The 25,921-nt window shown below is 65.4% G+C and carries 22 protein-coding genes and 1 riboswitch; of the genes, 13 read left to right on the forward strand and 9 right to left on the reverse strand.

Features of this window, described 5'->3' with window-relative positions:
* Nucleotides 1–48: 48 nt before the first annotated feature.
* On the forward strand, nucleotides 49–912 hold the full coding sequence (locus Q1U94_RS13665) for a hypothetical protein (protein ID WP_300545705.1): 864 nt from the start codon (nucleotides 49–51) through the stop codon (nucleotides 910–912).
* A 4-nt stretch (nucleotides 913–916) separates the two neighbouring features.
* Here the strand turns inward: Q1U94_RS13665 and Q1U94_RS13670 are convergent, their stop codons facing one another.
* On the reverse strand, nucleotides 917–3,346 hold the full coding sequence (locus Q1U94_RS13670; protein WP_300545708.1) for an EAL domain-containing protein: 2,430 nt from the start codon (nucleotides 3,344–3,346) through the stop codon (nucleotides 917–919).
* A 90-nt stretch (nucleotides 3,347–3,436) separates the two neighbouring features.
* Between Q1U94_RS13670 and Q1U94_RS13675 the strand changes: the two genes are divergently transcribed.
* The 3 genes from Q1U94_RS13675 (at nucleotide 3,437) to Q1U94_RS13685 (ending at nucleotide 7,801) form a co-directional block, all read left to right on the forward strand.
* Nucleotides 3,437–4,024, forward strand: a complete 588-nt coding sequence (locus tag Q1U94_RS13675; protein ID WP_366917296.1) for a ribonuclease HII — start codon at nucleotides 3,437–3,439, stop codon at nucleotides 4,022–4,024.
* Nucleotides 4,025–4,103: 79 nt separating this feature from the next.
* Nucleotides 4,104–5,183, forward strand: a complete 1,080-nt coding sequence (locus Q1U94_RS13680; protein WP_300545712.1) for a site-specific DNA-methyltransferase — start codon at nucleotides 4,104–4,106, stop codon at nucleotides 5,181–5,183.
* 68 nt (nucleotides 5,184–5,251) lie between these two features.
* A complete protein-coding gene (locus Q1U94_RS13685) occupies nucleotides 5,252–7,801 on the forward strand; it encodes an ATP-binding protein (RefSeq protein ID WP_300545714.1) in 2,550 nt (849 codons plus the stop codon).
* On the opposite strand, the gene mutY is transcribed toward Q1U94_RS13685, so the two are convergent.
* Nucleotides 7,798–8,850, reverse strand: coding sequence for an A/G-specific adenine glycosylase (gene mutY / locus Q1U94_RS13690; RefSeq protein WP_300545716.1), 1,053 nt, complete (start codon nucleotides 8,848–8,850; stop codon nucleotides 7,798–7,800). The genes Q1U94_RS13685 and mutY overlap by 4 nt on opposite strands.
* A 12-nt stretch (nucleotides 8,851–8,862) precedes the next feature.
* Here mutY and Q1U94_RS13695 point away from each other — a divergent pair, with 12 nt between their 5' ends.
* The 9 genes from Q1U94_RS13695 to Q1U94_RS13735 all read left to right on the forward strand — a co-directional run bounded on the left by Q1U94_RS13695 (nucleotide 8,863) and on the right by Q1U94_RS13735 (nucleotide 17,208).
* Nucleotides 8,863–9,432: a DciA family protein gene (locus tag Q1U94_RS13695; RefSeq protein WP_300545718.1), complete on the forward strand. Its 570-nt coding sequence runs from the start codon at nucleotides 8,863–8,865 to the stop codon at nucleotides 9,430–9,432.
* A 22-nt stretch (nucleotides 9,433–9,454) separates the two neighbouring features.
* On the forward strand, nucleotides 9,455–10,204 hold the full coding sequence (locus Q1U94_RS13700; protein WP_300545720.1) for a thioredoxin domain-containing protein: 750 nt from the start codon (nucleotides 9,455–9,457) through the stop codon (nucleotides 10,202–10,204).
* Nucleotides 10,204–10,926: a thioredoxin domain-containing protein gene (locus Q1U94_RS13705; RefSeq protein WP_300545723.1), complete on the forward strand. Its 723-nt coding sequence runs from the start codon at nucleotides 10,204–10,206 to the stop codon at nucleotides 10,924–10,926. The genes Q1U94_RS13700 and Q1U94_RS13705 overlap by 1 nt, the downstream gene beginning before the upstream one ends.
* Nucleotides 10,927–10,992: 66 nt before the next feature.
* A complete protein-coding gene (gene smc, locus Q1U94_RS13710) occupies nucleotides 10,993–14,439 on the forward strand; it encodes a chromosome segregation protein SMC (RefSeq protein ID WP_300545725.1) in 3,447 nt (1,148 codons plus the stop codon).
* Between the two features lie 123 nt (nucleotides 14,440–14,562).
* Nucleotides 14,563–14,883: an AtpZ/AtpI family protein gene (locus tag Q1U94_RS13715; RefSeq protein WP_300545727.1), complete on the forward strand. Its 321-nt coding sequence runs from the start codon at nucleotides 14,563–14,565 to the stop codon at nucleotides 14,881–14,883.
* A gap of 63 nt (nucleotides 14,884–14,946) precedes the next feature.
* A complete protein-coding gene (locus tag Q1U94_RS13720) occupies nucleotides 14,947–15,723 on the forward strand; it encodes a F0F1 ATP synthase subunit A (RefSeq protein ID WP_300545729.1) in 777 nt (258 codons plus the stop codon).
* Between the two features lie 63 nt (nucleotides 15,724–15,786).
* Complete coding sequence (locus Q1U94_RS13725) at nucleotides 15,787–16,011, forward strand: F0F1 ATP synthase subunit C (protein WP_300545732.1); 225 nt, start codon at nucleotides 15,787–15,789, stop codon at nucleotides 16,009–16,011.
* Between the two features lie 75 nt (nucleotides 16,012–16,086).
* On the forward strand, nucleotides 16,087–16,653 hold the full coding sequence (locus Q1U94_RS13730; RefSeq protein WP_300545735.1) for a F0F1 ATP synthase subunit B': 567 nt from the start codon (nucleotides 16,087–16,089) through the stop codon (nucleotides 16,651–16,653).
* Nucleotides 16,654–16,656: 3 nt separating this feature from the next.
* The gene (locus Q1U94_RS13735; RefSeq protein ID WP_300545737.1) at nucleotides 16,657–17,208 is read left to right on the forward strand and encodes a F0F1 ATP synthase subunit B; all 552 of its coding nucleotides are present in this window, start codon (nucleotides 16,657–16,659) and stop codon (nucleotides 17,206–17,208) included.
* Nucleotides 17,209–17,290: 82 nt separating this feature from the next.
* Here the strand turns inward: Q1U94_RS13735 and Q1U94_RS13740 are convergent, their stop codons facing one another.
* The 7 genes from Q1U94_RS13740 to argS form a co-directional block, all read right to left on the reverse strand.
* The gene (locus tag Q1U94_RS13740) at nucleotides 17,291–18,388 is read right to left on the reverse strand and encodes a serine hydrolase domain-containing protein (RefSeq protein WP_300545739.1); all 1,098 of its coding nucleotides are present in this window, start codon (nucleotides 18,386–18,388) and stop codon (nucleotides 17,291–17,293) included.
* 112 nt (nucleotides 18,389–18,500) lie between these two features.
* Entirely contained in the window at nucleotides 18,501–18,794 is a 294-nt protein-coding gene (locus tag Q1U94_RS13745; RefSeq protein ID WP_300545741.1) for a hypothetical protein, read from the reverse strand.
* 434 nt (nucleotides 18,795–19,228) lie between these two features.
* The gene (gene gcvPB / locus Q1U94_RS13750; RefSeq protein ID WP_300545743.1) at nucleotides 19,229–20,803 is read right to left on the reverse strand and encodes an aminomethyl-transferring glycine dehydrogenase subunit GcvPB; all 1,575 of its coding nucleotides are present in this window, start codon (nucleotides 20,801–20,803) and stop codon (nucleotides 19,229–19,231) included.
* Between the two features lies 1 nt (nucleotide 20,804).
* Nucleotides 20,805–22,148, reverse strand: coding sequence for an aminomethyl-transferring glycine dehydrogenase subunit GcvPA (gcvPA, locus tag Q1U94_RS13755; RefSeq protein ID WP_300545745.1), 1,344 nt, complete (start codon nucleotides 22,146–22,148; stop codon nucleotides 20,805–20,807).
* Between the two features lie 13 nt (nucleotides 22,149–22,161).
* Nucleotides 22,162–22,527 (reverse strand): glycine cleavage system protein GcvH, encoded by a 366-nt coding sequence (gene gcvH / locus Q1U94_RS13760; RefSeq protein ID WP_300545748.1) that lies wholly within the window; start codon nucleotides 22,525–22,527, stop codon nucleotides 22,162–22,164.
* Between the two features lie 21 nt (nucleotides 22,528–22,548).
* The gene (gcvT, locus tag Q1U94_RS13765; RefSeq protein WP_300545750.1) at nucleotides 22,549–23,649 is read right to left on the reverse strand and encodes a glycine cleavage system aminomethyltransferase GcvT; all 1,101 of its coding nucleotides are present in this window, start codon (nucleotides 23,647–23,649) and stop codon (nucleotides 22,549–22,551) included.
* Between the two features lie 172 nt (nucleotides 23,650–23,821).
* Nucleotides 23,822–23,911, reverse strand: a riboswitch (glycine riboswitch).
* A gap of 241 nt (nucleotides 23,912–24,152) precedes the next feature.
* Nucleotides 24,153–25,919 carry an arginine--tRNA ligase gene (gene argS / locus Q1U94_RS13770; RefSeq protein ID WP_300545752.1) on the reverse strand — a complete coding sequence of 589 codons (1,767 nt, stop codon included), beginning with the start codon at nucleotides 25,917–25,919 and terminating at the stop codon, nucleotides 24,153–24,155.
* Between the last annotated feature and the right edge of the window lie 2 nt (nucleotides 25,920–25,921).

Below are 25,921 nucleotides of genomic sequence, written 5' to 3' on the forward strand. Positions count from 1 at the left end.
TTGAATTGCAGAAGGCCGTCTGCATAGTCCGGGTCGGGGGGCAAATTCATGCGCGTGTTTCCGATCCTGCTGCTGCCGCTACTGGCAGCCGTCTCGGCCTGCTCAGTTCAGGTCCAGCCCTATCTGCGCGGTCCGACCGCCGACGAGATCGCCACAATGTCCGACAAGATCGGCGACGAGGTCGATCGCGCCTTCATTCGCGAGATTTACCGGGCCGCGCTGGACCGTGACCGGGCCGTATTGACGAGTGCCTTCGTCGACGAGATCGGTCAGGCCGATCTGGAAACGGGCTTCACCTCCTTTTACCAATACATGCCCGAAGACCGGCCTGTGCGCTCGGACCTCGTTACGTGGGTGTTCAACACCCATGTCATGAACGACGCCGACCCGGTCCACACATTGACCGCCGAATACGTGCTGGAGGCGTCCAACGGGCAGTTGCATCACCTCTACATGCAGAGCCGGCGCGCCGGCGGCGGAGACCCCCGGATGGCGAGCCTGATCTCGAACCATCTGCCGACGAACGGTTTTGAAATGCCCGATCGGTGGGGTTGGCTGCGCATGCTGATGGCCGGGCTGGCCATCGCCTCCCCGCTGGTCCTGTTCGCCGCCATCTCGGTGCGCCTGCGAATCCACAATCTGGAAAAGCCCATCCTGTGGACCGCGGCCATCCTGATCACTGCGCCAACCTTCACGTTCAACTGGACCAGCCAGGCGATCGACGTGATCGCCCCCTTCGTTCAGACGGGCGGGACGACGGTCAATGTCAGTCTGTTCAGCTGGATCGTCACAGGCAGCCAGGTCGCCAGGGCCGGTGACTATCATCCCTGGATGCTGACGATCGGCCTGCCGCTGGGTGCGGCCTGGTTCCTGCTCAGGCACTGGACCGGCGGCCTGAGGCTCAAGACCTGAGCGGTCAGGCCCGGCGGCGTGGCGTCTCTGCTCCTGCGTTCACGTGCTCGCAAATGCGCAGGCGCAGATCCGCGCTTTCGGCGTCGAATCCGGGCACCTGGCCGCGCGAGATCGGGCGGGAGAGCAGGAAACCCTGCAGGACGAGATCGGGCTGGCACCCTAGCGCACCAAGCTCGTCGAACTCTTCCACACCCTCGACAACGACACGGATATTCAGCTCACGCGCCAGGTCGATCGTCGCCTGCACGATGATCTGGGCTTCGCGGTCCCGGTGGATGCCGGTCATGAAGGACCGGTCAATCTTGATCTTGTCGAAGGGGAAGGCGCGCAGATAGCTCAGCGAGGAATAGCCCGTGCCGAAATCGTCGATCGCCAGGCCCACGCCCAGCTCCTTCAAGGCGCGCAACACGTTCAGTGCGCGCTCCTCGTCATCGATCAGCACGCCTTCGGTGATCTCGATCTCCAGCCGCTCCGGTGCAAGACCGGAAAGCTTCAGCGCCTGCCGGACCGAGAATACCAGATTGCCCTGGCGGAACTGGGCCGGGGAGACGTTGACCGCAACCCGCCGCCCATCAGGCCAGTTCACGGCCTCGCGGCAAGCCGCCTTCAATACCCATTCGCCCATTTTCAGGATCAGACCGGTCTCCTCGGCAATCTGAACGAAGTTCGAGGGCGGAACGAAACCGCGGCGCACATCGTTCCAGCGGATCAACGCCTCGTATCCCACGATAGCGCCATCGCCCAGGCGGGCCTGCGGCTGGAAGTGGAGTTCCAGCAGCTCGTCCTCGATCGCCAGCCCCAGATCGGCCTCGAGCATGCGGCGTTCCTGCATCATCTGGCCCAGCTTGGGATCGAAATCGCAAACCTGGTTCCGGCCCTGGCCCTTTGCCCTGTAGAGGGCGAGATCGGCCTGGTTCATCAAGCGGTCCGGATCCTCGCCATCGAGCGGGAACAGGGTCACGCCGCCGGACGCCGACACCTTGAGGTGCAGTTGCCCCAGCGTCAGCGGAGATCCGACCGTATTGACCACGCGCTGGGCGATGGCCAGCACATCCTCGCGGCCCTCGACATCGGGCAGGACGACAGCAAACTCGTCGCCCGACAGACGCGCGGCGATCGCCCCCTTGGGCAGCACGTCGAGCATGCGTTCCGAAACGGTCTTCAGCAATGCATCGCCTGTGGCATGGCCGTGGACGTCATTGACCTCCTTGAACCGGTCGAGGTCGAAGAACATCAGCGCGACGATCGTGTCTGCGTGCCAGGCCCGGTCCAGTTCGGCCTCGAAGGCCTCACGGAACTTCAAGCGGTTGGGCAGGCCGGTCAGTGTGTCGTGATGCGCCAGATGAGTGATCCGCGCGCGGGCGCGCTCTTCGGACGAGACGTCGCGGAAGGTCAGGACCTGGGCAGGGTCGCCGTCGAACTCCATGGTGCGCCGCCGCACCTGTACGGTGATCGCCGCGCCATCACGACAGCGCAGCTGGCAGGTGACCGGACGCATCTCGGCCTGCTCGTCGAGGATCTCGGCCAGCTTTCCGTCCATGACCACCTTGTTGATCGGGGTGCGGATCAGATCCTGACGGTCGAGCTTGAGCATTTCGCAGAAGCGGGAATTCATGTCCTGCATGATGCCATCGCGCACAACGGCAATCCCCTCGAAAGTCGCGTCGGCCAGGGTGCGCATGCGCCGTGCCTCGGCTTCGCGGCGCGTGCCGAGATGCAGGTCCAGTGCCGCCGCGCCCAAACCGATGGAGACGACGAAGATCACGCCGAGGGCGATGGTCACAGCCAGCAGCTTGGTCGATACACCGTCCGGCTCCACGATCCCCGGTGCGAGGGGAACAAGCTGCAACGCTCCCATCGCAATGAAGTGAAGGCAGACCACGCCCAGAACGAAAGCCGCCGCAGCGCCGAACAGGCCGCGGCGGGTCGGGTAACGCACCATGATCGTCGCGCTGGCGGCCGCGAACTGCATGCCCAGGACGACAGATGCAATGACAAGGCCGGTATCCCACTGCATGCGCGCACCGACATCCATCGCGTCGATGCCCATGAAATGCATGGTGGCAATGCCGGCCCCGATGACGGCGCCACCGACCGGCGCGGCAAAGGCATGTTCGGCCCTGACCGCATAGGCCCAGCCACAGGCAGAAACGAAGACGGCCAGAAGCAGCGAACCTATCGTGCCGACCATGGCGTAGTGGATGGGAAGCGGCGATTCATAGGCCAGCATGGACACGAAATGCGTGCCCCAGATACCGACACCGGTCACGAATCCTGCCACAAGCAGCCACAGCACCTGCCGCTCGGCCGGGGCGGCCATGGCACGCCGCGCCGTACCCACAGCGGCGAGGGCGGACAGGGTGCACAGGATGGCGGCGACGGCGACCAGACGCAGGTCGTGTTCGACCGTCAGGCAATAGAATACGCGATACACTCTTGCCTCGAAGGATCGGCTTTGACCCGGACGCTCCCACAAAAAGACAAGCATTACCTTAACGGGACCAAGGGTTTTCCCGCGCAACCGGTGGCCGGTGTGGACGAGGCTGGACGGGGGCCGCTGGCCGGTCCGGTCGTGGCCGCTGCGGTGGTCCTCGATCCGTCCCGGCCGATCCCGGGCCTCGCCGATTCCAAGACCCTCACCGCCCGCCGGCGCGAGGCCCTGGCCGGGCAGATCCGGCAAAACACATGGATCGGTATCGGTATTGCCGAACCCGCCGAGATCGACCGGCTGAATATCCTGCAGGCGACAATGACGGCCATGGCGCGCGCGGTCTCTCGACTGCCGCGGAGGCCTGTACACGTCCTGGTCGACGGCAACCGGGTGCCCGAGGGTCTGCCCTGCCCGGCCGAAGCCCTGGTGAGAGGCGATGCCCGCGAGCCGGCGATCGCCGCGGCGTCGATCATCGCCAAGACGCTGCGCGACGCGCTGATGCTGGAGGCAGCCCGCCGCTGGCCCGGCTACGGCTTTGACGGACACAAGGGCTATCCCAGCGCCGCCCACCGCAAGAGGCTCGCCGAGCTGGGCCCCTGCCCGATCCACCGGCTGAGCTACACGCCGGTTCGTCTTGCGGCCGAATCAGCGCAATCCACAGATGCGGCCAGCTGTGGATAACTTGATCGAAGCTTAACCGCCCGTTAGCCATAAGAGCTGAGAAACTTCCCGTCTGAAGTACGAGTGGGAGTGGCGTGTCATGGCGGATATCCGGATCGACCAGATCCTTGAAGGCGAATGCGTGGAAGTGATGAAATCGCTTCCCGACGGTAGCGTCGACCTGGTTTTCGCCGACCCGCCCTACAATCTCCAGCTCGGCGGCGATCTGCATCGCCCGGACAATTCCAAGGTATCGGCCGTCGACAATGACTGGGACCAGATCGGCGGGTTCGACGAGTACGACCTGTTTACCTGGAGCTGGATGGAAGAGGCGCGCCGCGTCCTCAAGCCGAACGGCGCGATCTGGGTGATCGGCTCCTATCACAATATCTTCCGCGTCGGCGGCATTCTCCAGGATGCGGGATTCTGGGTCCTCAACGACATCATCTGGCGCAAATCCAACCCGATGCCGAATTTCAAGGGCACGCGCTTTACCAATGCACACGAGACCCTGATCTGGGCCGCCAAGTCGAAGGACGGCCGCCCTACCTTCAACTATGCCGCCATGAAGGCGCTGAATGACGGCGTGCAGATGCGCTCGGACTGGACCTTGCCGATTTGCTCCGGAGGCGAACGCCTGAAGGGCAAGGACGGCAAGAAGGCGCACCCGACGCAAAAGCCGGAAGCCCTGCTGCACCGCGTCCTGCTGTCGACCACCAATCCCGGCGATATCGTGCTCGACCCCTTCTTCGGCACCGGCACCACCGGTGCCGCGGCCAAGCGCCTGGGCCGCCATTTCATCGGCATCGAACGCGACCCCGACTATCTTGACGTCGCCCGCGCCCGGTTGGACGCTATCACGCCTGCCTCTACCGAAGCGCTCAGCGTGACCCAGTCCAAGCGCGCCCAACCGCGCATCCCCTTCGGCGCGCTGGTCGAGCGCGGCCTGGTCAAGCCGGGCGACACGCTGTACTGCCCCAAGGGCCGCCACACCGCGCGGGTGCGCGCCGACGGCACACTGATCGCCGGCGCCAATGCCGGATCGATCCATCAGGTCGGCGCCCGGATCCAGAGCGCGCCCTCCTGCAACGGCTGGACCTACTGGCACGTGCGCACCAAGCAGGGCCTCGCCCCGATCGACGTTCTGCGCGCGGAAGTCCGGGCCACGTTGGACAGCTAGCCCCGATGCTATATCCTGTGTCCTGCCGCCGATCAGGGCACGCGACATGAAGACTGGGCGAGGCTGAAGTGAGCCGCCATGGCTCCATCGCTTGGATGATCCTTGCGGTCATCGTGCTTACCTCGCTCGTAGTTTCCGGCAGCACGGTCGCTATTACGGCGGTCAGTTTCTGGCGTGACCTGCAACGCGTGCAGCTGGAACAAATTGAAGACTATGTCGCCGAACGCGGCCGTATCAACGCTGCCCTGTTCGAGCGCATGGCGGCCACCCAGACAAACGCTATTGCAGCCCTCGACCGGCGCCTGGCCACGCTCGACGATGATTTTGCACGGGCCGAATTCGATCGCCTGTTCCCGCTGCAGGACGACGGGACACGCCGCAGTATCGACCCGCTTTTCGAAGGCTATACCGCCCCCGATGGAGACACCCATTTTGGCGTCGGCGCCTATCTCAATCCCGAGCGCGAATGGGATCTGCCGCGCAAACGCTTGCTGGTGGCCGCCTATCTGGTCGTCGACCGGTTCGGCGAGGCGCTGCAGGGCCTGATCGACAACATCTATTTCTTCTCCGACGACAATGAGCTGGTTATTTCCGCTCCCGCCCGGCCGGACCGTCTGGCCTACTACCGCCGCGAGGCACCGGCCGGCTTCGACATGCGCGAAGCGTCCTTCTTCCCGCTCGTCCTGCCGGAAAACAATCCCGAAGGCCTCTTCGTCTGCGACGAGCTGGCCCGGCTGCTCTATGTGCAGAGCGGAGAATGGCTGACAACCGGATGTTTCACACCCTACCGGCGCAACGGGGAACACCGCGGCGCCTTCGGCACAACCGTGGAATTACGCACCTATTTCGGCGAAGCCATGGCCAATCCTCCCGCCTATGGCGAAAACATGATTATCGATGCCAACGGCAATCTCATCGCACATGCCGCCCTGCTCGACGCTCCGGTCACACCGCAGGCGGTCGAGGCCGTCTCGCAGGGCCTCGACACGTCCGGATTTCTCCACGCCATCGAGGCCAGCGGTCAGCCGCACGAGCATGGCGTCGTGGCCACGCCGAACGGCCACTGGATCATCGGCTATACATGGCTCGACGGTCCCGGCTGGTATTCCATCTCGCGCATTGACCGGGACGCCCTGCGGCAGGAGCAGGCCGGCCGGGTCCTTGTGGTCATCCTGATCGGCATCGCCGGTGTCGCACTGCAATGCCTGCTGGCCTATCTGATCCTGTTCAACCGCCTGGTCCGCCCGCTGGCCGCCATGACACGGCATTTCGGCACGTCGCGGCCGGATGCCGCCGGACGCAATCCCGCCCTCACCCGCACGCTCCAGGCCCGCAACGAGCTGGGCACGCTGGCCCGCCGGCTCGAGGCCCAGCGGCGGCGCAATGAGGAGATGATCGACCAGCTCGAGGACCGTGTCGCCGAACGCACCCGTGAACTGGAAGTGGCGAACCAGGCCAAGAGCGAGTTTCTGGCCAATATAAGCCACGAAATCCGCACCCCCCTGAACGGTGTCCTGGGGCTTGCTCAGATCATCGAACTCAGGGCCAAGGATCCGAATCTACGCGAGCAGGCCCGCATGATTCATGACAGCGGCGAAATGCTGACAGCGCTGCTCAACGACATTCTCGACATGTCCAAGATCGAGGCCGGCAAGCTGGAGCTGGCCCCGGCCGCGACCGATCTTCGCACCGTGCTGTTCAACCTCAAGACCCTGTTCGAAAGCGAAGCGCAAGCCAAAGGGCTGGATTTCACCTTCAACATCGACGCCGGCATTCCTGCGCAGCTAAGTTTCGACCCGCTGCGGGTCAAGCAGTGCGTATCGAACCTGCTGTCGAATGCGATCAAGTTCACTGAGACCGGTTCGGTCCGCCTGACCGCTCACGCCGAATGCGAAGAAGCCTCGGGCGAAACCGGCGGGACATGCCTCGTCACGATTTCGATTGCCGATACTGGCATGGGCATGGAGCCGGACGTGCTCGACCGCCTGTTCGCCCCCTTCACTCAGGCCAGCGCCTCGATCGGACAAACCCATGGCGGCACGGGCCTGGGATTGGCCATCACACGCAATCTGGCGGAGATAATGGATGGCGGTGTCACGGTCCGCTCGACACCGGGCGGGGGGGCGGTATTCACCCTCACCTTCCGGGCTGCAACAGTCAAAACCGCCGCTGGCCACCAGGCGCGGGAAGCCCCGTCGGATCTGGCAGCCGCGCCGGAATTCGCGCCGCTGCGCGGGCTGAACATTCTTCTGGTCGAAGACAATCACATCAATCAACAGGTCGCCACGGCCTTCCTGGCGCCGCTGAAGGGGCGGATCCACACCGCCATGACCGGCTTGCAGGCGCTGGAAAGGCTGGCCGACAGCGCATTCGATATCGTCATCATGGATGTGCGCATGCCCGTCATGGACGGCCTTGAGGCAATCTCGCGAATTCGCAGCGGCGAAACCGCCTATGCCGGCATTCCGGTCGTCGCCCTCACCGCCAATGCCTCCGAAGAGGACGCACGCATCTGCCTGCAGGCCGGCATGGACGCCTACGTATCCAAGCCGCTGAAACCGAAAGCCCTCTACAACGCCATGCTGACGGCGCTCTCCCGCAGTAGCGCGCGCCGCTAGCGCGACCGGGCCGCCACCACTTTTCGCATCACACTGGGCAGGGCTTCGCGCTCCAGGGCTTTTTCCCTCACCCAGCCGCCCTCATCGGGTTCCCAGTCCGGCAGGGCGGCGGCCTCGCGCACCGACAGGCGCAATTCGAAATGGGTAAAAACATGGCGCACCTCGCCGCGATCGGCCCACTCGCCTGCGAAGGGCGGGTCGCCCTCGGGCTCGGCCTCGCCCCAGGGCGTGGAGGGCACTTCCATCATGCCGCCCAACAGGCCCTTGTCCGGCCGCTGGCGCAGCCAGACGCCCTTGGGACTTCGTACAAGCCAGGCAATGCCGCGGCGCACCGGTTTGGGCTTTTTCTTCTCCTTGAGCGGATACCGCGACATGTCGCCCGCGGCCCGGGCCTCACAGGCAAAGGCCCAGGGACAGGCAGCGCAGCCGGGGGTGCGCGGCACGCACACCGTGGCCCCCAGATCCATGATCGCCTGGGCATAATCGCCCGGCCGGTCCGGCGATGCGATGGCGGACGCCAGGCGCCGGATTTCCGGCTTGGCCTTCGGCAGTGGCGTGTTGATGCGATAAAGCCGCGTGATGACCCGTTCCACATTGCCGTCCACCACGCTGGCCGGCTTGTCGAACGCCGCCGCCAGGATGGCGTTCGCCGTGTATTCACCGATCCCGGGAAGTGCACGCAGACCCTCGAGCGTGTCGGGGAAGCGTCCGTCATGATCTTCGCTGACGGCCCCGGCGCAGGCATGCAGATTGCGGGCGCGGGCGTAATAGCCCAGACCGGCCCACTCGCGCATCACATCCGCGCGCGGGGCTGCGGCCAGATCGTCGACACGCGGCCACAGGTCCAGGAAACGGAACCAGTAGGGCGTGGCATGCGGCACCGTGGTCTGCTGCAGCATGATTTCCGACAGCCAGACCGCATAGGGATCGGCCACACGCCCCCTCGCCCGGTCTTCCGGCCGGACCCGCCAGGGCAGCGTGCGGCCCTCGCGGTCGTACCAGTCGAGCAGGGTGGAACGCAGACGGTCGATCTGATCGGACGGGGTCATGGGGCTTTGCACTTGCGACAGGCCGTCAACACGGCGACACTGGTGAGCATGATGCGCAAACCGTCCCCGTCAACACTGGAAGCTGCCGCAAACGCCTTTATCAGCAGACGCCGCGGCCGGCCGGCGATCCGGCCCGCTCCCTCGGCGGGGCGCGCGGCCGAGCGTGTTCTCAAACCGCTGGCGAAACAGTTCGGTGTCGGCACCGACCAATTGCGCGAGAACTGGGAAGAGATTGTCGGGCCGCGCCTGGCGCAATGGAGTTCCCCGGAAACCATCCGGCGCTCCGGCGGGGTATTCACGCTGGTGATCCGCGCCCGCGGTCCGGCCGGGGCCATCCTGCAGGCGGAATCGCGCCGCATCCTGGAACGCATTGCCACCTTTGCCGGCCAGCGCGCCCCGACCCGGCTGCGCATCGTCCAGGGCATGTCCGCGGCCAGGCCGGCTGTGCGCCCATCCACCCGCATGAACACTTCGCAATCCGCTTCACAACTGAGCGAGACGGTGGAGACTTCGCCCGAGGCCCGTCTATTGTCGGCCCTCGACCGGTTCGGCCGTGCGATCAAGGCACGGGACGAACGCTGATTTTGGCATGGGGAGCCTCCCGATGAATCTCACACGACGTGCGTTGTCCGCTGTCGCCGTTTCCGCCGCCCTGATTGTTGGCGCCTGCGGCGACAATGACGCGCCCAGCACCGGGCAGACCAGCTATGAACGGGCCAGCGATCGCGGCCTGGGCAGTGCGTCTGCACCGGTGACGATGATCGAATACGCCTCGGTGGCCTGCGGGCATTGTGCCCTCTTCCACGAAGAGGTTTTCCCGACGCTCGAGGAATATATCGAAGCCGGCCAGCTCCGCTTCGTCTTGCGCGAAATGATCACCGGAACGCCGCAATTTGCCATCGCAGGCTTCGCGCTGGCCCATTGCGTGCCCGAAGATCGCTATTACGACATGATCGATCTGCTGTTCGAACAGCAGCGCGCCATTTTCCAGGCCGCCCAGACCCAGGGCAGCGCCCGCGGCCAGTATCTTGCCATCGCCCGGTCGATGGGGCTTAGCGAGCAGGAATTCGTGGCCTGCCTGAACGATGAAGAAATCAATGAGGCCATCGTTGCCGCCCACGACCGCGCGGTCGAGGAAGGCATAGACGGCACGCCGCGCTTTGTCTTCAACGGACAGATGCTGGAATCGCGCCGTGCGCCGGGGGATACGGAATACACCTATTTCCTGGGCGGCGAACAGCTGATGATCGATGGCGAGCCCGTGCCGGGCCTGGTGGATGCGGAGACGTTCAGCCGTATCATCGATCATCTCGTCGCCCAGTCGGGTGGCGCGGCGGGCGAAGGGGCGGAATAATGTCCCTGTCGCGCCTCGTCCCGACGGCCCTGACCTCGGCGGCGCTCCTACTGGGTACGGCGGCGGCCGGTCTGGCCCAGAACCCGGCCCAGGCGGAACGTCCGGACGATCACGCCATCGGCGCGGCCGATGCCCCGCTGCTGATTGTCGAATACGCGTCCTATGCCTGCCCGCACTGCGCGCATTTTCAGGAAGATGCGTGGCCGGCCGTGCGCGAGGAGTTTATCGAAACCGGCCAGGTACGCTGGGTCTATCGCCCGACTCTGACCAACCCGATCCAGCTCGCAGGCGCCGGGATCATCCTCGCCGAATGCGCCGCCGAGGACCGCTTCTTCGATGCCACCGACCTGTTGTTCGCCGAACAGGCCGCCCTGTTCGAAGCGGCGCGCTCAGGCGGCGATGTGCTGGGTGTCTATAACCGGATCGGCGCCGCGGTCGGCCTCAATTCGGAGGCCTTCATGGCCTGTTTGCAGGACCCTGCGATGAACGAGGCGGTCAACGCCGCCGCGATCCAGGCCAATGAAGACGGCATCCCGGGCACCCCCTCCTTCATCATCGGCGGCGAGTTGCTGGCGATCGTCCGGGAAGAGGGCCGCTCGATCTGGCACTGGGGCGGCGAGCCGCTGATGCTCGACGGGGAACGGGTTCCCGTCGAATTGAACGGAGACTCGTTCAGCCGAATCGTCCTTCACTTCCTGAATAGTTCCGATTCGGAGAACTAGAATCGCATCAGGAAAGCGCCGCATTCGGGTAGTAAAGGACCCGCCAGGCTGCGCAATGGAGGTCGGGTGAAGTTCACACAGCTGAGGCTGGCCGGATTCAAATCATTCGTCGATCCCACCGAGTTGCGGATCGATCCGGGCCTTACTGGCGTGATCGGACCCAACGGTTGCGGCAAATCCAACCTGCTTGAAGCCCTGCGCTGGGTGATGGGTGCCACCTCGGCCAAATCCCTGCGCGGCGGCGGCATGGAAGACGTGATCTTCTCGGGCACGGACGCCCGCCCCTCGCGCAATCACGCCGAAGTCGTCCTGACCGTCGACAATGAGGAAAAGCTGGCCCCGGCCCGGTTCAACGAGGCCGATGTGCTGGAAGTGACCCGCCGCATCACCCGCGGCGCCGGATCGGCCTACAAGATCAACGGCGAGGAGGTGCGCGCCAAGGACGTCCAGCTCCTGTTCATGGATGCCGGCACCGGCGCCAATTCGCCCGCCCTGGTGCGTCAGGGGCAGATTTCCGAGCTCATCGCCGCCAAGCCGGAAAACCGCCGCCGGATCCTCGAAGAGGCTGCTGGCGTTTCCGGCCTGCGGGCCCGCCGCCACGAAGCCGAGCTGCGGCTGAAGGGCGCGGAGACCAATCTCGACCGGCTGCAGGAGGTGATCGACGATGTCACCGCCCGGCACGGATCGTTGCAACGCCAGGCCCGCCAGGCCGCGCGCTACCGCAAACTGTCCGCCTCGATCCGCGCCCTGGAAGCCGCCGTCTGGCTCAATCGCTGGCGCGAGGCGGCCACGGCCGTTGAAACCGCCGAGGCCGAGCTCGGCGACAAGCGCGAAGCAGCCGAGACCGCCACCCGGGCTGCCTCCGAAGCGCGGACCCAGGCCGAAATTCTCGCGGCTGCGCGCGAACCGGCCCGCGAGGCGGAGGCCGAGGCCGCCGCCGCCCTGCGCCGCCTGGAGCGCGAACGCGACCTCTTGGAACGCGATGCCGCCGAGGTGGAACGCACGATCGAGAGCCTGGAACACCGTCTGGCGGACCTCGCCTCCGCCGAAGAGCGCGAGACCCATATCGCCGAGGATGCCGAAGCCAGCCGCGACGAAGCCGCCCGCGCCATCGAAGAGCTCGACGCCGAAATCGAACGCGAAGCGGCCACTCTGGCCGAGGCCGAGAGGCGGGCCCGTGAAGCCGAGGAGCAGCGCCGCGCCAGGGAGGCCGTGCTGGACGAACGTGCCCGCGAGGCCGCCGACAAGCGCGCTGCAATCGAGGCCGCACGTCGCGATCTGGACCGCTGCCAGACCCGCCTGGAGCAGATCGCGCGCGAAATCGAGAGTGCCGGGCGCGAACGCGATACCATGCGTACTTCCGCTGCGCTGAGCGATCTGGAAGATGCCGAGATCCGGGCCGAGGCAGCCGAAATGGCGCTGACCGAAGCACGTGCCGAGCTTGACGCGGCCGAGGCCGTGCGGGCCGCTGCCGATACGGCCCTGGAAACCGCCGCCCAGACCTGGCGCGATCTGTCGACCGAGCGCGAGACGCTGGAACGCGAGGCCCAGGCACTGGAACGCCTGCTCGCCTCGTCGATGCAGGAAACCGTCTCGCCGGCCCTCGATGCCGTGCGGGCCCGTCCGGGCTATGAAAAGGCCCTTGCCGCTGCGCTCGGAGACGACCTGGATGCCTCGCTGGACGCCGGCGAAGCACGGCACTGGCGCGAGACCGGCATCAGGGCGGACTATCTGCCCGGCGGCTGCGTGCCCCTGTCCGACCATGTCGAAGCACCGGCCGCACTCAAGGCCCGGCTCGACTCGGTCGGCGTGATCAACGCCGGCAGGGCCGAAGAGGCCGCGGCCAGACTCAAGCCCGGCCAGCGACTGGTCACACGCGAGGGCGATCTGTGGCGCTGGGACGGTCTGATTGCCCGCGCCGACGCGCCGTCCGCCTCGGTCGCGCGGCTGGAAAACCGTAACCGGCTCGACGCGATCCGCGAGGAACTGGAGGCCGGGGTCGAGGCGTTCGAGACCGCCCGCACTGCCGAGGCCGAGGCGCGCGAGGCGGCCGACGCCGCGCGTACCCGCGAACAGGATGCCCGTGCCGCCATCGGCCCGGCCGACCGCGCCGTACGCGAAGCCCTGGCCCAGGTCTCGGGTCTGCGCGAAAAGGCTGCCAAGGATGCCGCCCGGGCCACCGCGCTGGACGAGCGCATCGAACGGTTGGAGGCCGAAGAGAGCGAAAACCGCACCGCCCTGGAAACGGCGCAGTCGCTGCTGGCCGAGGCGGAGGCAGCCGAAGGCGATACCGACGCGCTGGACGCCGCGCGCGAGGATGCCGAAGAGGCCCGCCGCACCGCCGCCGATACGCGCGCGGCCCTGGAAAGCGTCCGCCGCGACGGCGAATTGCGGCGCCAGCGCCGTATGGGCTTCAAGCGCGATCACGATGCCTGGGCGGAACGCTGCAAATCGGCGCGGGCCCGTATCGAGGACCTTCACCGCCAGGACGCCGAGGCCCGCAAGGCCCTGGAAACGGCCCGCGCCAGGCCGGACCTGATGGAGGAAAAACTGCTCGCCCTGACCGGCAAGGTCCAGGCTGCCGAACGCGCCGCCTGGGAGGCGCGCGAAAAGGCGTCCACCACGGAAGGCCAGGTCAAGGAGGCCGACAGCGCGGCACGCCAGGCCGAAGCCGCTGCCTCGGCCGCGCGCGAGGGCCGGGCCGCTGCGGAAGCCCGTCTGAGCGGTGCCCGGGAGCGCCTGAACGAAACCACTGAACGCCTGCAGGACGCGACGGGCGAAGCGCCCGGCGCCCTCTCCAGGCGTGTCGACGAGGACGAGATCTCCGAACTCACCCCGGCCGAGCTGGAACGCCGGCTCGACGAGGCCCGCCAGGGCCGCGAACGCCTGGGTGCGGTCAATCTCCGCGCCGACGAGGAGGCCGAGGATCTGGCCCGGCGCATGGAGGAAATGACCAAGGAACGCGACGATCTTATCGAGGCGATCGCCCGCCTGCGCAAGGCGGTGGACGAATTGTCCCGCGAAGGCCGCGCCCGCCTGCTGGAAGCCTTCGACATTGTCGACGGGCATTTCCGCAATCTCTTCGCCACCCTGTTCGAGGGCGGCCATGCCGAGCTGCGCCTGACCGAGAGTGACGACCCGCTGGAAGCAGGCCTGGAGATCATGGCCTGCCCGCCCGGAAAGAAGATGGCGACGATGTCGCTGATGTCCGGCGGCGAACAGGCCCTGACCGCCTCCGCCCTGATCTTCGCGGTCTTCCTGTCCAATCCGGCGCCGGTCTGCGTGCTCGACGAGGTCGACGCGCCGCTGGATGACGCCAATGTGGACCGCTATTGCCGCATGCTGGACGAGATGCGCCGCCTGACGGAAACCCGTTTCCTCGTCATTACGCACAACGCACTGACCATGTCGCGCATGGACCGGCTTTACGGCGTAACCATGGCCGAGCGCGGCGTTTCCCAGCTGGTCTCGGTCGACCTTGTCGGCGCGGAACAGCTGATCGCCGCCGAATAGCCGATTTTTCCAACACGATCAGGGCCTTACCGCACCTGCGGGCTTGCTTGACTTGCCGGGGGGGCGTGGATAGTGTGCGCGCGCCTACGGGGGGCTGTTCTTCCGTCGGCGGACCGGTCAATCATGTCACGCAAAGACGAAAGCCAGCGCGACCCATCCATCTCCGATCTGGACAGCTTGCAGCAGCGCATCGAGGCGCGGCGCGAGAAATACAGACCGAAACAGGACAAGGCTCCGGCGTCCGCCTGGTCGCTCGGCATGCGCTACGGCTCGGAATTCTTTGGCGGTGTGCTGGTTGGCGGGGCCCTGGGCCTTGTGCTCGACTATTTCGCCGGCATCTCGCCCTGGGGGCTGATGGCCGGAACGATGTTTGGATTTGCAGCCGGCACGCTGAATGTCGTAAGGGCTGCGCGGGAAATCGGTTCGGAGTCGCAGGACGAATAGGTCCGGCGGCTTCTGGGGAAGACAGGCGGACGATCCGCCCACAAACGTGAAGAGAGGCCGGGCGTGGCAGACACCAACCCGATCAAGCAGTTCGAAGTTCACGAACTGGTACCGTTCGAAGCCTTCGGCCTGAATCTGGCTTTCACCAATTCCAGCTTCTTCATGGTGCTGACCACGGTGCTGACCATCGTGCTGTTCTCGCTGGCCATGTCGAGCCGCGCGCTGGTGCCCAACCGCTCCCAGTCGGTGGCCGAGATCATCTACGGCTTTGTCGCCGACATGCTGCGCTCGAGCGCCGGTGCCGAGGGGCTGCGCTTCTTCCCCTTCGTCTTCACCCTCTTCATCTTCATCCTGGTCGCCAACATGCTCGGCATGTTCCCCTATTTCCCGGCGCCGGGTGCCCACTCCTTCACCGTGACCAGCCATCTGATCGTCACCGTCGCCCTGGCCATGCTGGTGTGGCTGACCGTGATCATCTACGGCGTTTTCAAGAACGGTCCGAAATTCCTCAAACTCTTCGTGCCGTCGGGCGTGCCGATCTATATCCTTCCCTTCGTCACGCTGATCGAGGTGATCTCCTTCATCTCGCGGCCGATCAGCCATTCCGTGCGCCTGTTCGCCAACATGCTGGCCGGTCACATCCTGCTGAAAGTGTTCGCGGGCTTTATCGTCATGCTGGGCGCGGGCCTGGGCGCCGGCGGCTATCTGCTCGGAATTTTCCCGTTCGCCATGACGCTGGGCCTGACGGCCCTGGAATTCCTGGTCGCCTTCCTGCAAGCCTATGTGTTTGCGGTCCTGACCTGCATCTATCTTTCCGACGCCCTGCACCCGGGTCACTGACCGCAGGCGTCGCACCATCAACCAACCAACCGATTGCCAGATATCCTCGAGAGGAGTTTTGAAATGGAAGAAATGGGCAAATACATCGGCGCCGGTCTCGCCTGCCTCGGCATGCTGGGTGCCGCTGTCGGCGTGGGCAACATCTTCGGGTCCTTCCTGCAGGGTGCCATGCGCAACCCGTCCGCTGCCCAACAGCAGTTCGGCAACCTGATCTTCGGCTTCGCCGTGACCGAAGCGCTGGGCATCTTCTCCCTGCTCATTGCTCTCTTGCTGCTGTTCGCTGTCTAAGCATCCGGATTGCGGCCGGGTCCACGGGGCGCGGCCGCATCCATTGCTCCACAGAACCAAAGGAGCTGGCGTCCCATGACGCACGCACCGCATACCGAAGCGGCACAGCACGCGGCCGATGCCGCCGCCGATCACGCCTCCGGCGTGTTCCCGCCGTTCGATCCGACCTATTTCTCGTCGCAGCTCTTCTGGCTGGCGATCAGCTTTATTGCGCTCTACATCGCGCTCGATCGCTTCATCCTGCCGAAGATCAAGACGACCATCGAGGACCGTCGCGACCGGATCGCCGACGATCTCGACGCTGCCGCCCAGGCCAAGGCCGATGCCGAAGCCGCCGGACAGGCGTATGAGAAGGCACTCGCCGAAGCCCGCTCCAAGGCCCACGGCATCGCCGCGCAGACACGCAAGGCGCTCGACGCCGAGATCGCCAAGGAAACCGCCGAGGTCGAAGCCGAACTGGCCGCCAAGCAGGAGGCGTCGGAAGCCGCCATCCGCAAGGCCAAGGACAAGGCCTTCGCCGAGGTGCGCGGCATCGCCGCCACGGCCACAGCCTCGGTCGTGGAAGCCCTGGCGGGTGTCGAAGTCTCCGAAGCCGATGCCGGCAAGACCGTCGACACTCTGATCAAGTCGAAGGGGGCATAGGCCATGATGCTTCGTGCTGAAGACACCGGACACGGCGAAAGCGGGGGCATCATGGAATGGCTGGCCGCCCAGCCGGGCGATCCGTCCTTCTACGCCTTCCTGGCCCTCATCGCATTCTTTGCCATCCTGCTGCGCTTTGGCGTCCACAAGACCATTGCCAAATCGCTGGACGACCGGGCCGACGCGATCCGCGCGGAACTGGACGAAGCCAAGCGCCTGCGCGAAGAGGCCCAGGAAATGCTGGCCTCCTATCAGCGCAAGCAGCGCGAGGCGGAAGCGGAGGCCGAGGCCATCGTCGCCCAGGCCAAGTCCGAAGCGAAAATGCTGAAGGCGGAAGCGCGCAAGGAAATGACCGAACGCCTGGAACGCCGCACCGCCATGGCCGAACAGCGTATCGCCCAGGCCGAGGCCCAGGCCGCCGCCGAGGTGAAGGCCGCCGCCGCTGAACTCGCCGCCCAGGCTGCGGAGGAAATCCTCAAGACCCAGCTGAAAAAGACCGATCTCAACAAGATCGTCGATGCCGACATCAAGACCGTTGGCGAAAAGCTGAACTAGGTCTCAGCGGACCCCGTATGCGAAAAGGCCCGCAGTACATGCTGCGGGCCTTTTTTTTCCTGGCGGCCTGGCCGGTGCTTGCCTACTGCGTCCCGCATCCCTGCATCGCCGCAAGCAGCATCGCCGAGCGGGCGAACATCTCCCCCTGGCTCTCGTCGACATTCGTCAACATCACCACACTGCCGCCGTGGCCGATCATATGGGCAGACGTGATATTGGTCGCCCCGTTGGATCCGGACTGGGTGGAAACGCGCTGCGGCCGGCCGCAGATCTCCCAGACATCGTAGCGCCCTCCGAAGCCATAGCGCGCCGACGGCACTTGTACTGTGCGGAACGTCTCGAGACTGTCGGCGTTCAACACCTGCCCGTCATCAAGCGCGTGTTCCAGGCGCAGGAGATCGGCCGCCGTCGTGAAACTTCCGGTCAGAAAACGGGGACTCCAGTAATCTCCGCGCCCTTCCGGATCTGCAGGGTCATGGCCGATCGCGACATCGTCCGAATGCGGGCGGGTTTCGGTGAGGTCATGAGTGTAGACCCCGCTGTGAACCATGCCGGCCGGCTCGAAGACCAGCGTCTGCAGGACCTCGCCATAGGACTGTCCGGTTACCGTCGCCAGCAGGTGCTGGACGACGAGCCAGTTGGTCAGCACATAGTCGAACGTCCGGCCGGGATCGTGTTTCAGGTCACCGGAGGCATAGCGCTCCACCGCCTGCCCCGGCGTCAGCGCATCCACCGCAGCACGCTCCGAACGGAAAGCCTGCAGAATGTCATTGGGCAGCCCGGACTGATTGCTGAGCAGCGCGCGCAGGGTCAGACGGTCTCCGGTATCGGCCCGGAAGCCGGGCAGATACGTCCGGATCGGTGCGTCCAGGTCCACACGCCCTTGCTCGACCAGGGCGAACACGGCGAGGGCAGCGAAATACTTGTCGACGGATCCGGTCTGGAACCGGGTTTCGGCAGTTAGTGCACGGCCTGTTTCCGGATCGGCCGTCCCCGACACCCATTGCCAGATCGGGGTGCCATTCCGGCCCGCCATCATGACCCCGTTGAAATCCCTGGCATCGGCCCAGTCCGCCACCACCTCATCCAGGCTGGCGGCATCGCTCGCAGGATCGGCCAGCGCGCATGCATACATCAGGCCCGCGATGGCGGTACCGGCCAGGATCATTCGTCTTTTCATTGATTTCTCCATTGCGATTGCCCGCTCGGGCAACGGCACAGAGGTATCAGGCATGCAGGACCGGGACAGCTACCGTTCACCGGCCTGTCAGGGCCGTTCGCCGAATCGCGGCCTATTCAGCCGCTTCCTTCTCGCCGAAGGCAAAGCGCACCCGCTTCCAAAGCCAGGGGAAGCGGCGCAGCGTATTGGTGATGTAGGTGTGCAGCGTCTTGGAGGCCGCCGCCACAAGGATCAGGCCGAACAGGAACATCGGCAGGCCGATCGGAATGAAGGGCGTCACGAAGCCGAGCGGAATCGCCAGCACCATAAGCGCCATACCGAAGGCCACACAGACGGCACGGATCACCAGCACAACGACCGCGCCGAAGGCGTTCCGCTGAGCCCATCCGTTGAGGGAATCATTCATCGCCGTGACCATCTCCAACCCCTGTCTCGCGTGCAGGGCGCACCGGCAACATGGTGCGCGAACCGAGACAGACAACACTAAACGCGTAAACGTGACCCCAATGCGAGACAAAAGCGCCGAAATTCGGGCGGCAGTGTCACTCTGCTGCGGGATGTTGCATATGCGCACCGATTCTGACGTCAGCTTAATATTGCAAGCGCTTACGGCGCCTTTGAGACCGGTGCCCGGACCGGGCCGCCGTCCCCCTGGGGCGCAGGGAATAATTTAGTAGCCCGCACACCCGCTGTCAGCGGGGACGCTGCAGAGAAATTTCCCGGCATGGGTTTTCGGGACCGGCCCCACCTCGTCCCTTCCCGGTCGGAGAGCCGGGATGATGACGCAAACGCGGCCGGCAGAGAGATCCGCCGGCCGCTGCTTGCGCCGTGTGCGGACGTTTACTCGGCGGCTTCCAGCTCGTTGGCCGGGGGTGACCAGCGCAGGACCGGCTGGCGGGCGGCCCGGGTCTCGTCCAGCCGCTTGGTCGGCGCGTGCACGGGGGCAACCAGGAAGCGGTCCTTCCCGCCGGCCCGGGCCGCTTCGGCGAGGGCTTCGAGCACTTCGGTAAACCGGTCGAGGCCGCCCTTCGATTCGGTCTCGGTCGGCTCGATCAGCATGGCGCCGTGGACGACCAGCGGGAAATACATGGTCATCGGGTGATACCCCTCGTCGATCATCGCCTTGGCGAAATCGAGGGTGGAGACACCGGTGTCCTTGAGGAAGCGGTCGTCGAACAGGGCTTCGTGCATGCAATGGCCCTCATAGGCGGGCGTCATCACATGTTTCAGGCGAGCCAGGATGTAGTTGGCGTTGAGCACAGCGTCCTCGGCCACCTGTTTCAGACCGTCCGAACCATGGCTCATCATGTAGGTGAGCGCGCGGGTGAACATGCCCATCTGGCCATGGAAGGCAGCCATGCGGCCGAAGGGTTCGCCGGCTGCCTGCCCGGCGTGCTCGACGAGTTCCCAGGCCCCCTTTTCGGTCTGCTGGACATAGGGCACGGGCACATAGGCGGCCAGCGCGGCGGAGAAGACCGTGGGGCCGGAGCCGGGGCCGCCGCCACCATGCGGCGTCGAGAAGGTCTTGTGCAGATTGATATGCATGGCGTCGATGCCGAGATCGCCCGGACGCACCCGGCCGACAATGGCGTTGAAATTGGCGCCGTCGCAATAGAAATACCCGCCCGCCTCGTGGATCAGATCGGCAATCTCGCGAATGTCGCGTTCGAACAGGCCGCAGGTATTCGGATTGGTCAGCATGATACCGGCGACATCGTCGCCCAGCTTGGCCTTGAAGGCTTCCATGTCGACCCGACCGGTCTTGTCGGCGGGGATTTCGTCGACGGTGAAGCCGCACTGCACGGCGGTCGCCGGATTGGTGCCATGGGCGCTTTCCGGCACCAGGACACGGCGGCGATGCGTCTGGCCGTCGGAATCCAGCTTGGCCCGGATTGCCATCATGCCGCAGAACTCGCCATGGGCCCCGGCCTTGGGCGACATCGCCACGGCCGTCGTGCCGGTGAGCGTCATCAGCCAGTGCGCCAGCTCGCCCATCAGCTGATAGGCCCCCTGCACGGTCGAGGCCGGTTGCATCGGATGAATGTCGGCAAAGCCCGGCAGGCGCGCGATCTTCTCGTTCAAACGCGGATTGTGCTTCATCGTGCACGAACCGAGCGGATAAAGACCCAGATCGATGGCGTAATTCTTCCGCGACAGGCGGACGTAATGGCGCATCGTCTCCGGCTCGGCGAGGCCGGGCAGACCGATCTGGCCCTGGCGCTCAAGTCCGCCGAGACGGGTCCGGGTGCCCTTCGGTTCCGGCAGGTCAACGCCGCAATGCTCCAGATTGCCGCGTTCGAAGATCAGCGGTTCGGCCTGTTCCAGGCCGCGGCTTCCGGAGACGGTATCGGCATAGCCGCCGGTGGCGGCGTTTTCGGCCATGCGGGTGGGCCGGCCTTGCGTATTCATGCCCATCTTACAGCACTCCCTTCAGCGCCTTGGCGAAGACGGCAATGTCTTCCGGCGTGTTGGTCTCGGTCGCAGCGACGATGAGATAATTCTCGAACCGGCCCGGGAACAGACGGCTGGCGGGCACGCCGCCGATCACGCCCACGCGGGCAAGATCGTCAACCACCTGGGCGGCCGGCCTGGGCAGTTTCAGGGTGAACTCGTTGAAGAAGGCCTCATTGACCAGTTCCACACCCTCGACCGCACTCAGCGCGTCGGCAAGTTCGCATGCGGTCTCGTGATTGAGACGGGCCAGCGTGGTGATGCCCTTTTCGCCCAGGAGCGTCATGTGGATGGTCCAGGCCAGCGAGCACAGACCGGAATTAGTGCAGATATTCGAGGTCGCCTTGTCGCGGCGGATATGCTGTTCACGTGTCGACAGGGTCAACACATAGCCGCGGCGGCCATCTGCATCCACGGTCTCGCCGGCCAGGCGGCCCGGCATCTGGCGGATGAAACGGCGATCGTCCTTGCAGGCGAAAAGACCCACATAGGGGCCGCCGAAATTCAGCCCGACGCCGATCGACTGGCCCTCGCCCACGGCGATATCCGCGCCCATGGCCCCCGGGCTTTCCACCAGGCCCAGCGCGACGCATTCGGTAAAGACCGCTATGACCAGGGCGCCCTTTTCGTGCGCAGCCTCGGAAATGGCGCGCAGATCGTGCAGACGGCCGAACACGTCGGGCGTCTGCACCACGATGCAGGCTGTCTCATCGCCGATGGCGGCGATGACCTCGTCCAGGCCGGACGCGGCCGGATCGGTCACCGAGATCTCGACGTCGGAGTATTTCGCCAGCGTCTTCGACGCTTCGATATAGTGGGGGTGCACGCCACCGGCCATGACGGCCTTGTTCCGGCGCGTCACGCGGGCGGCCATCATGATGGCCTCGGCACAGGCCGTCGAGCCGTCATACATGGAGGCATTGGCCACATCCATGCCGGTCAGGAGCGCGACCTGGGTCTGGAATTCGAACAGGGTCTGCAGCGTGCCCTGCGAGATTTCCGGCTGATACGGTGTATAGGCCGTGAGAAATTCGGAGCGCTGGATCAGGTGATCCACCGTCGCCGGGATATGGTGCTTGTAGGCCCCCGCCCCCACAAAGAACGGCGCCTGGCCGGCGGCCACATTTTTCGCCGCCATGGCCGAAAGGGCGCGTTCGACCTGCAATTCGCTCTGCTTGGTCGGCAGGTCGATGAGACCGTCCAGCCGGGCCGCGTCGGGCACATCGGTGAACAACTCGTCGATGGAGGCAACGCCGATGGTTTCCAGCATCGCCTTCCGGTCGGTATCCGTGTGGGGGAGGTAACGCATGCAGATTGGCCTTTTAAGCGGTGTGTGCGTTGTAGGCGGCTTCGTCCATCAGCCCGTCCAGCTGGGCCGCGTCGGACAGCTTGATCTTCACGAACCAGCCTGCGCCGGCAGGATCTTCGTTCACCTTGGCAGGCTCGCCCTCGAGATCGTCATTGATGGCGACGATTTCGCCATCGACGGGCGCATAGACTTCCGAGGCGGCCTTCACCGACTCGACCACGGCGAACTCGTCGCCCTTGGAGAGCGTCTTGCCGACTTCGGGCAGTTCCACGAACACCACGTCGCCGAGCTGGCCGGCAGCGTAGGCGGTGATGCCGACCGTGGCGGTATCGCCGTCGACGGTGATCCATTCATGGTCTTCGGTATAGCGGGTAGTCATGGCGTCTCTCCTGCCCCTGAATTAGCCCCGATAGAAATTCGCCGGCACGAACGGCAGTTTGACGACCGTCGCCGGACGCGGCTTGCCGCGTACGAGAATGTCGACCCCGGTTCCCGGTTCCAGGAAGCCGCGATCGATATAGCCCATGGCCACCGGACCGTTCACGGTCGGCCCGAAGCCGCCGGAGGTCACGATGCCGATGATGTTTCCGTCCTTGTCGGCGATCTCGGCCCCCTCGCGCGCGGGCGCCCCGGCTAGCTTGAGACCGATGCGCTTCTGGCAGGTCTTCTCCTCGATCTGCCGCGCGATCACATCTGCACCCGGGAAATCGCCCCGGTCGCGCCGCGTTCGCGCCAGCGCCCAGATCAGCGAGGCTTCGACCGGCGTGCGGCTTTCGTCCATGTCATGGCCATAAAGGCAAAGTCCGGCCTCCAGGCGCAGCGAGTCCCGCGCGCCCAGACCGATCGGCTCGACCTCCGGCTGGGCCAGCAGAAGGCGCGCGATCCGTTCGGCATCGCCCGCCGGAACGGAGATCTCGAACCCGTCCTCGCCGGTATAGCCGGAGCGGGAGATGAACACCTCGGCACCGTCCAGCTCGAACACGCCGCACTGCATGAAGATCATCCTGCAGGCATCCGCGCACAGGCGTTCCATCACATCCCTGGCCGCCGGCCCCTGCAGCGCCAGCAGCGCGCGGTCTTCCAGGCGGGTCAGCTTGCCCTTGCCGGCGACAGCCGCCTCGATATGGGCGAAATCGGCCTCCTTGGTGGCGGCATTGACGACCAGGAAAAGCCCGCCCCCGGACCAGGGACGCGAGACCATCAGATCGTCGCGGATGCCGCCCTTGTCGTTGAGCAACAGCGTGTATTTCTGTTCACCCGGATTGAGTGCCTCGAGGTCGGCCGTGATCAGCCTTTCGATGGCCTTTTCATCGCCCTCATATCGCGCCTGGCCCATGTGGGAGACGTCGAACAGCCCTGCCCCGGTGCGGGTTTGATTGTGCTCGCCCATGATTCCCATGGGGTATTGCACCGGCATGTCATAACCGGCGAAGGGCACCATCTTGCCGCCCAGTTCGACGTGGAGGGCATGGAGCGGGGTTTTCTGGAGCGTGTCGGTCATGTCGGGTCCTTGCGTTGAGGCGGCCCTGCACGCCCCGTCCGAGCTTGCAAGCCATGCCCCCGCTGTCCCGATAACCTGAGAGATTCCGTGGACTTCCTCGCCGCCCGATCGCGGCGGAACCCACTTGCTCCGTCGGTGGGATGGGGCAAACCCCATCCACTTTCCAGCGTTCTGCTCTCCCGCGGTCCTTCGGCCTGAGCGTTTCCGGGGCGGTTGCGCCTTCGGCGCCGGCCTTTTCGCCGGTCTCTCCCGCGGGGAGTTTGATCCCGCGAAGCCGGTCATGAGCCTGCTTCGCGATTGCGCCGGACTCTATGATTCCGCGGCCGAGAGTCAATGATGCGGGGCGGTTAATCCAGGCGCGGCAAGCAGACGGCCAGCGCGCAGATCCGGCAAGCATGGAACAAAGTCCGCGGCCATATTGCGAACATGGCAACACCCCTCCCCGGAACAGCGAAGCCAAACAGTCGTGCGGGGAAACCCGGTAGCGTGCTTGTGGGGGTAAACTACATCCGCGCCGGCGCTTCCAGTCCCAGAAGCTCCAGGCAGAGTTCCAGCTGTTTCAGCGTGGCCTCGGCCAGGGCCAGGCGGGAGGTCTTCTCACCCTCGCCGTCCGCGGACAGGACCGGACAGGCCGAATAGAATTTCGAAAAGGCCTGGGCGAGCGTGAAAGCGTGGTCGCAGATCGCGTTGGGCGCCCGGTTCTCGCACGCCTGCTCGACTGCGGCGCCGAACGCGTCGAGCGCCAGCACGAGTTCGCGCTCCTCCGGCGTGTCCGCCGAGATCGGCCCCGCCGCAACGCCCGCCGCCTCCGCACGGCGCATCAGCGATTTCACCCGCACCGCGGCGTAGAGGAGATAGGGGCCGGTCTTGCCCTCGAAACTGGTAAAGCGGTCCAGGTCGAAGACATAATTGGTGGTGCGATAGTTCTGCAGATCGGCAAACTTGATCGCCGCCAGCCCGACCATGCGGGCCACCCGGTCATGCTCCTCCGCCCCGACATCCTCGGCCAGCCCCGCCTCGTGCAGGCGCTCGTCGGCCCGTTTGATGGCACTCGCGATCAGGTCGGCGAGGCGGAACGTACCGCCGTCGCGCGTGCGCAGGCGCTTGCCGTCCGGTCCGTTCACGGTGCCGAACTTGACGTGTTCCAGCGATCCTTCCGGCGCCAGGCCGGCCTTGTCGGCGGCGCGGAAAACCTGTTCGAAATGATCCGACTGGGCCAGGTCCACGACATAGAGTGTCAGGTCAGGACCGATCGTCTGCTTGCGATCGAGAATGGTGGCAAGATCCGTCGTGCCGTAGAGCGAGGATCCCTCGGACGTCACCAGGATCAGCGGCGCCAGCTCCTTCTTGTCGCCGTCGCGGGCTACGCGGACGACCCACGCCCCCTCGCTCTCCTCGGCCACGCCGCGCGCCTTGAAGTCGGCGATCAGCCCGTCGATCAGATCGTTGACGTCGCTTTCGCCCTTCCACAGGTCGAAATGCACGCCCAGCGCCGCGAAGTCCTTTTTCAGTGCCGCCACCGAAACATCGATGAAATGCCGCAGCAAAGCCCGGTACCCGGCCCGGCCGGCCTGCAATTCCGCCGTTGCCTTGCGGGACTTCGCCAGGCGTTCCGGATCCTCCTTGGCCTTTTTCGAGGCCTGGGGATACAGACGCGCGAGATCCTCGATATCGACCGGCGGCTGTGACGGATACTCGCCTTCATAGTCGGCGTCGAAATAGGGCAGGTCCGGCTGCTCGTCCTCGAGCTCGGTGATCAGGTGGCCCATCTGCAGGCCCCAATCGCCCAGATGGATGTCGGACACGACATCGTCGCCACGGAAGCGGAACAGCCGCTGCAGGCTGTCGCCCAGCACGGACGAGCGCAGGTGTCCAACATGCATCGGCTTGGCGACATTGGGACCGCCGAAATCGATCATGACCTTGCGCGGCGCCGCCGTCACAGGGACACCTGCACGCTCGTCGGCCGCGATTTCTGCCGCTCGCGCATTGATGGCGGCCTTGGCCGGACGCAGATTGACAAAGCCCGGACCGGCGATCTCTGCGGTTTCGATCAATGCATCGCCCGCCACCGCATCGAGCACCGCCTGCGCAATGTCGCGCGGTGCCTTCCTGGCCTGCTTGGCCGCGGGCATGGCGCCATTGCACTGGAAGGGGAAGACATCCGGATTCTGCCTGGACGGCGTGACACGGCCCAGTTCGCGCGGAAGCCCAAGGGAAGCAAACGCGTCGCCCAGCCGTTCGCTGAGCTGTTCGGCGATTGAAGGCATGG

The sequence above is a fragment of the Maricaulis sp. genome (assembly GCF_030149515.1).
Classification (GTDB): Bacteria; Pseudomonadota; Alphaproteobacteria; order Caulobacterales; family Maricaulaceae; genus Maricaulis.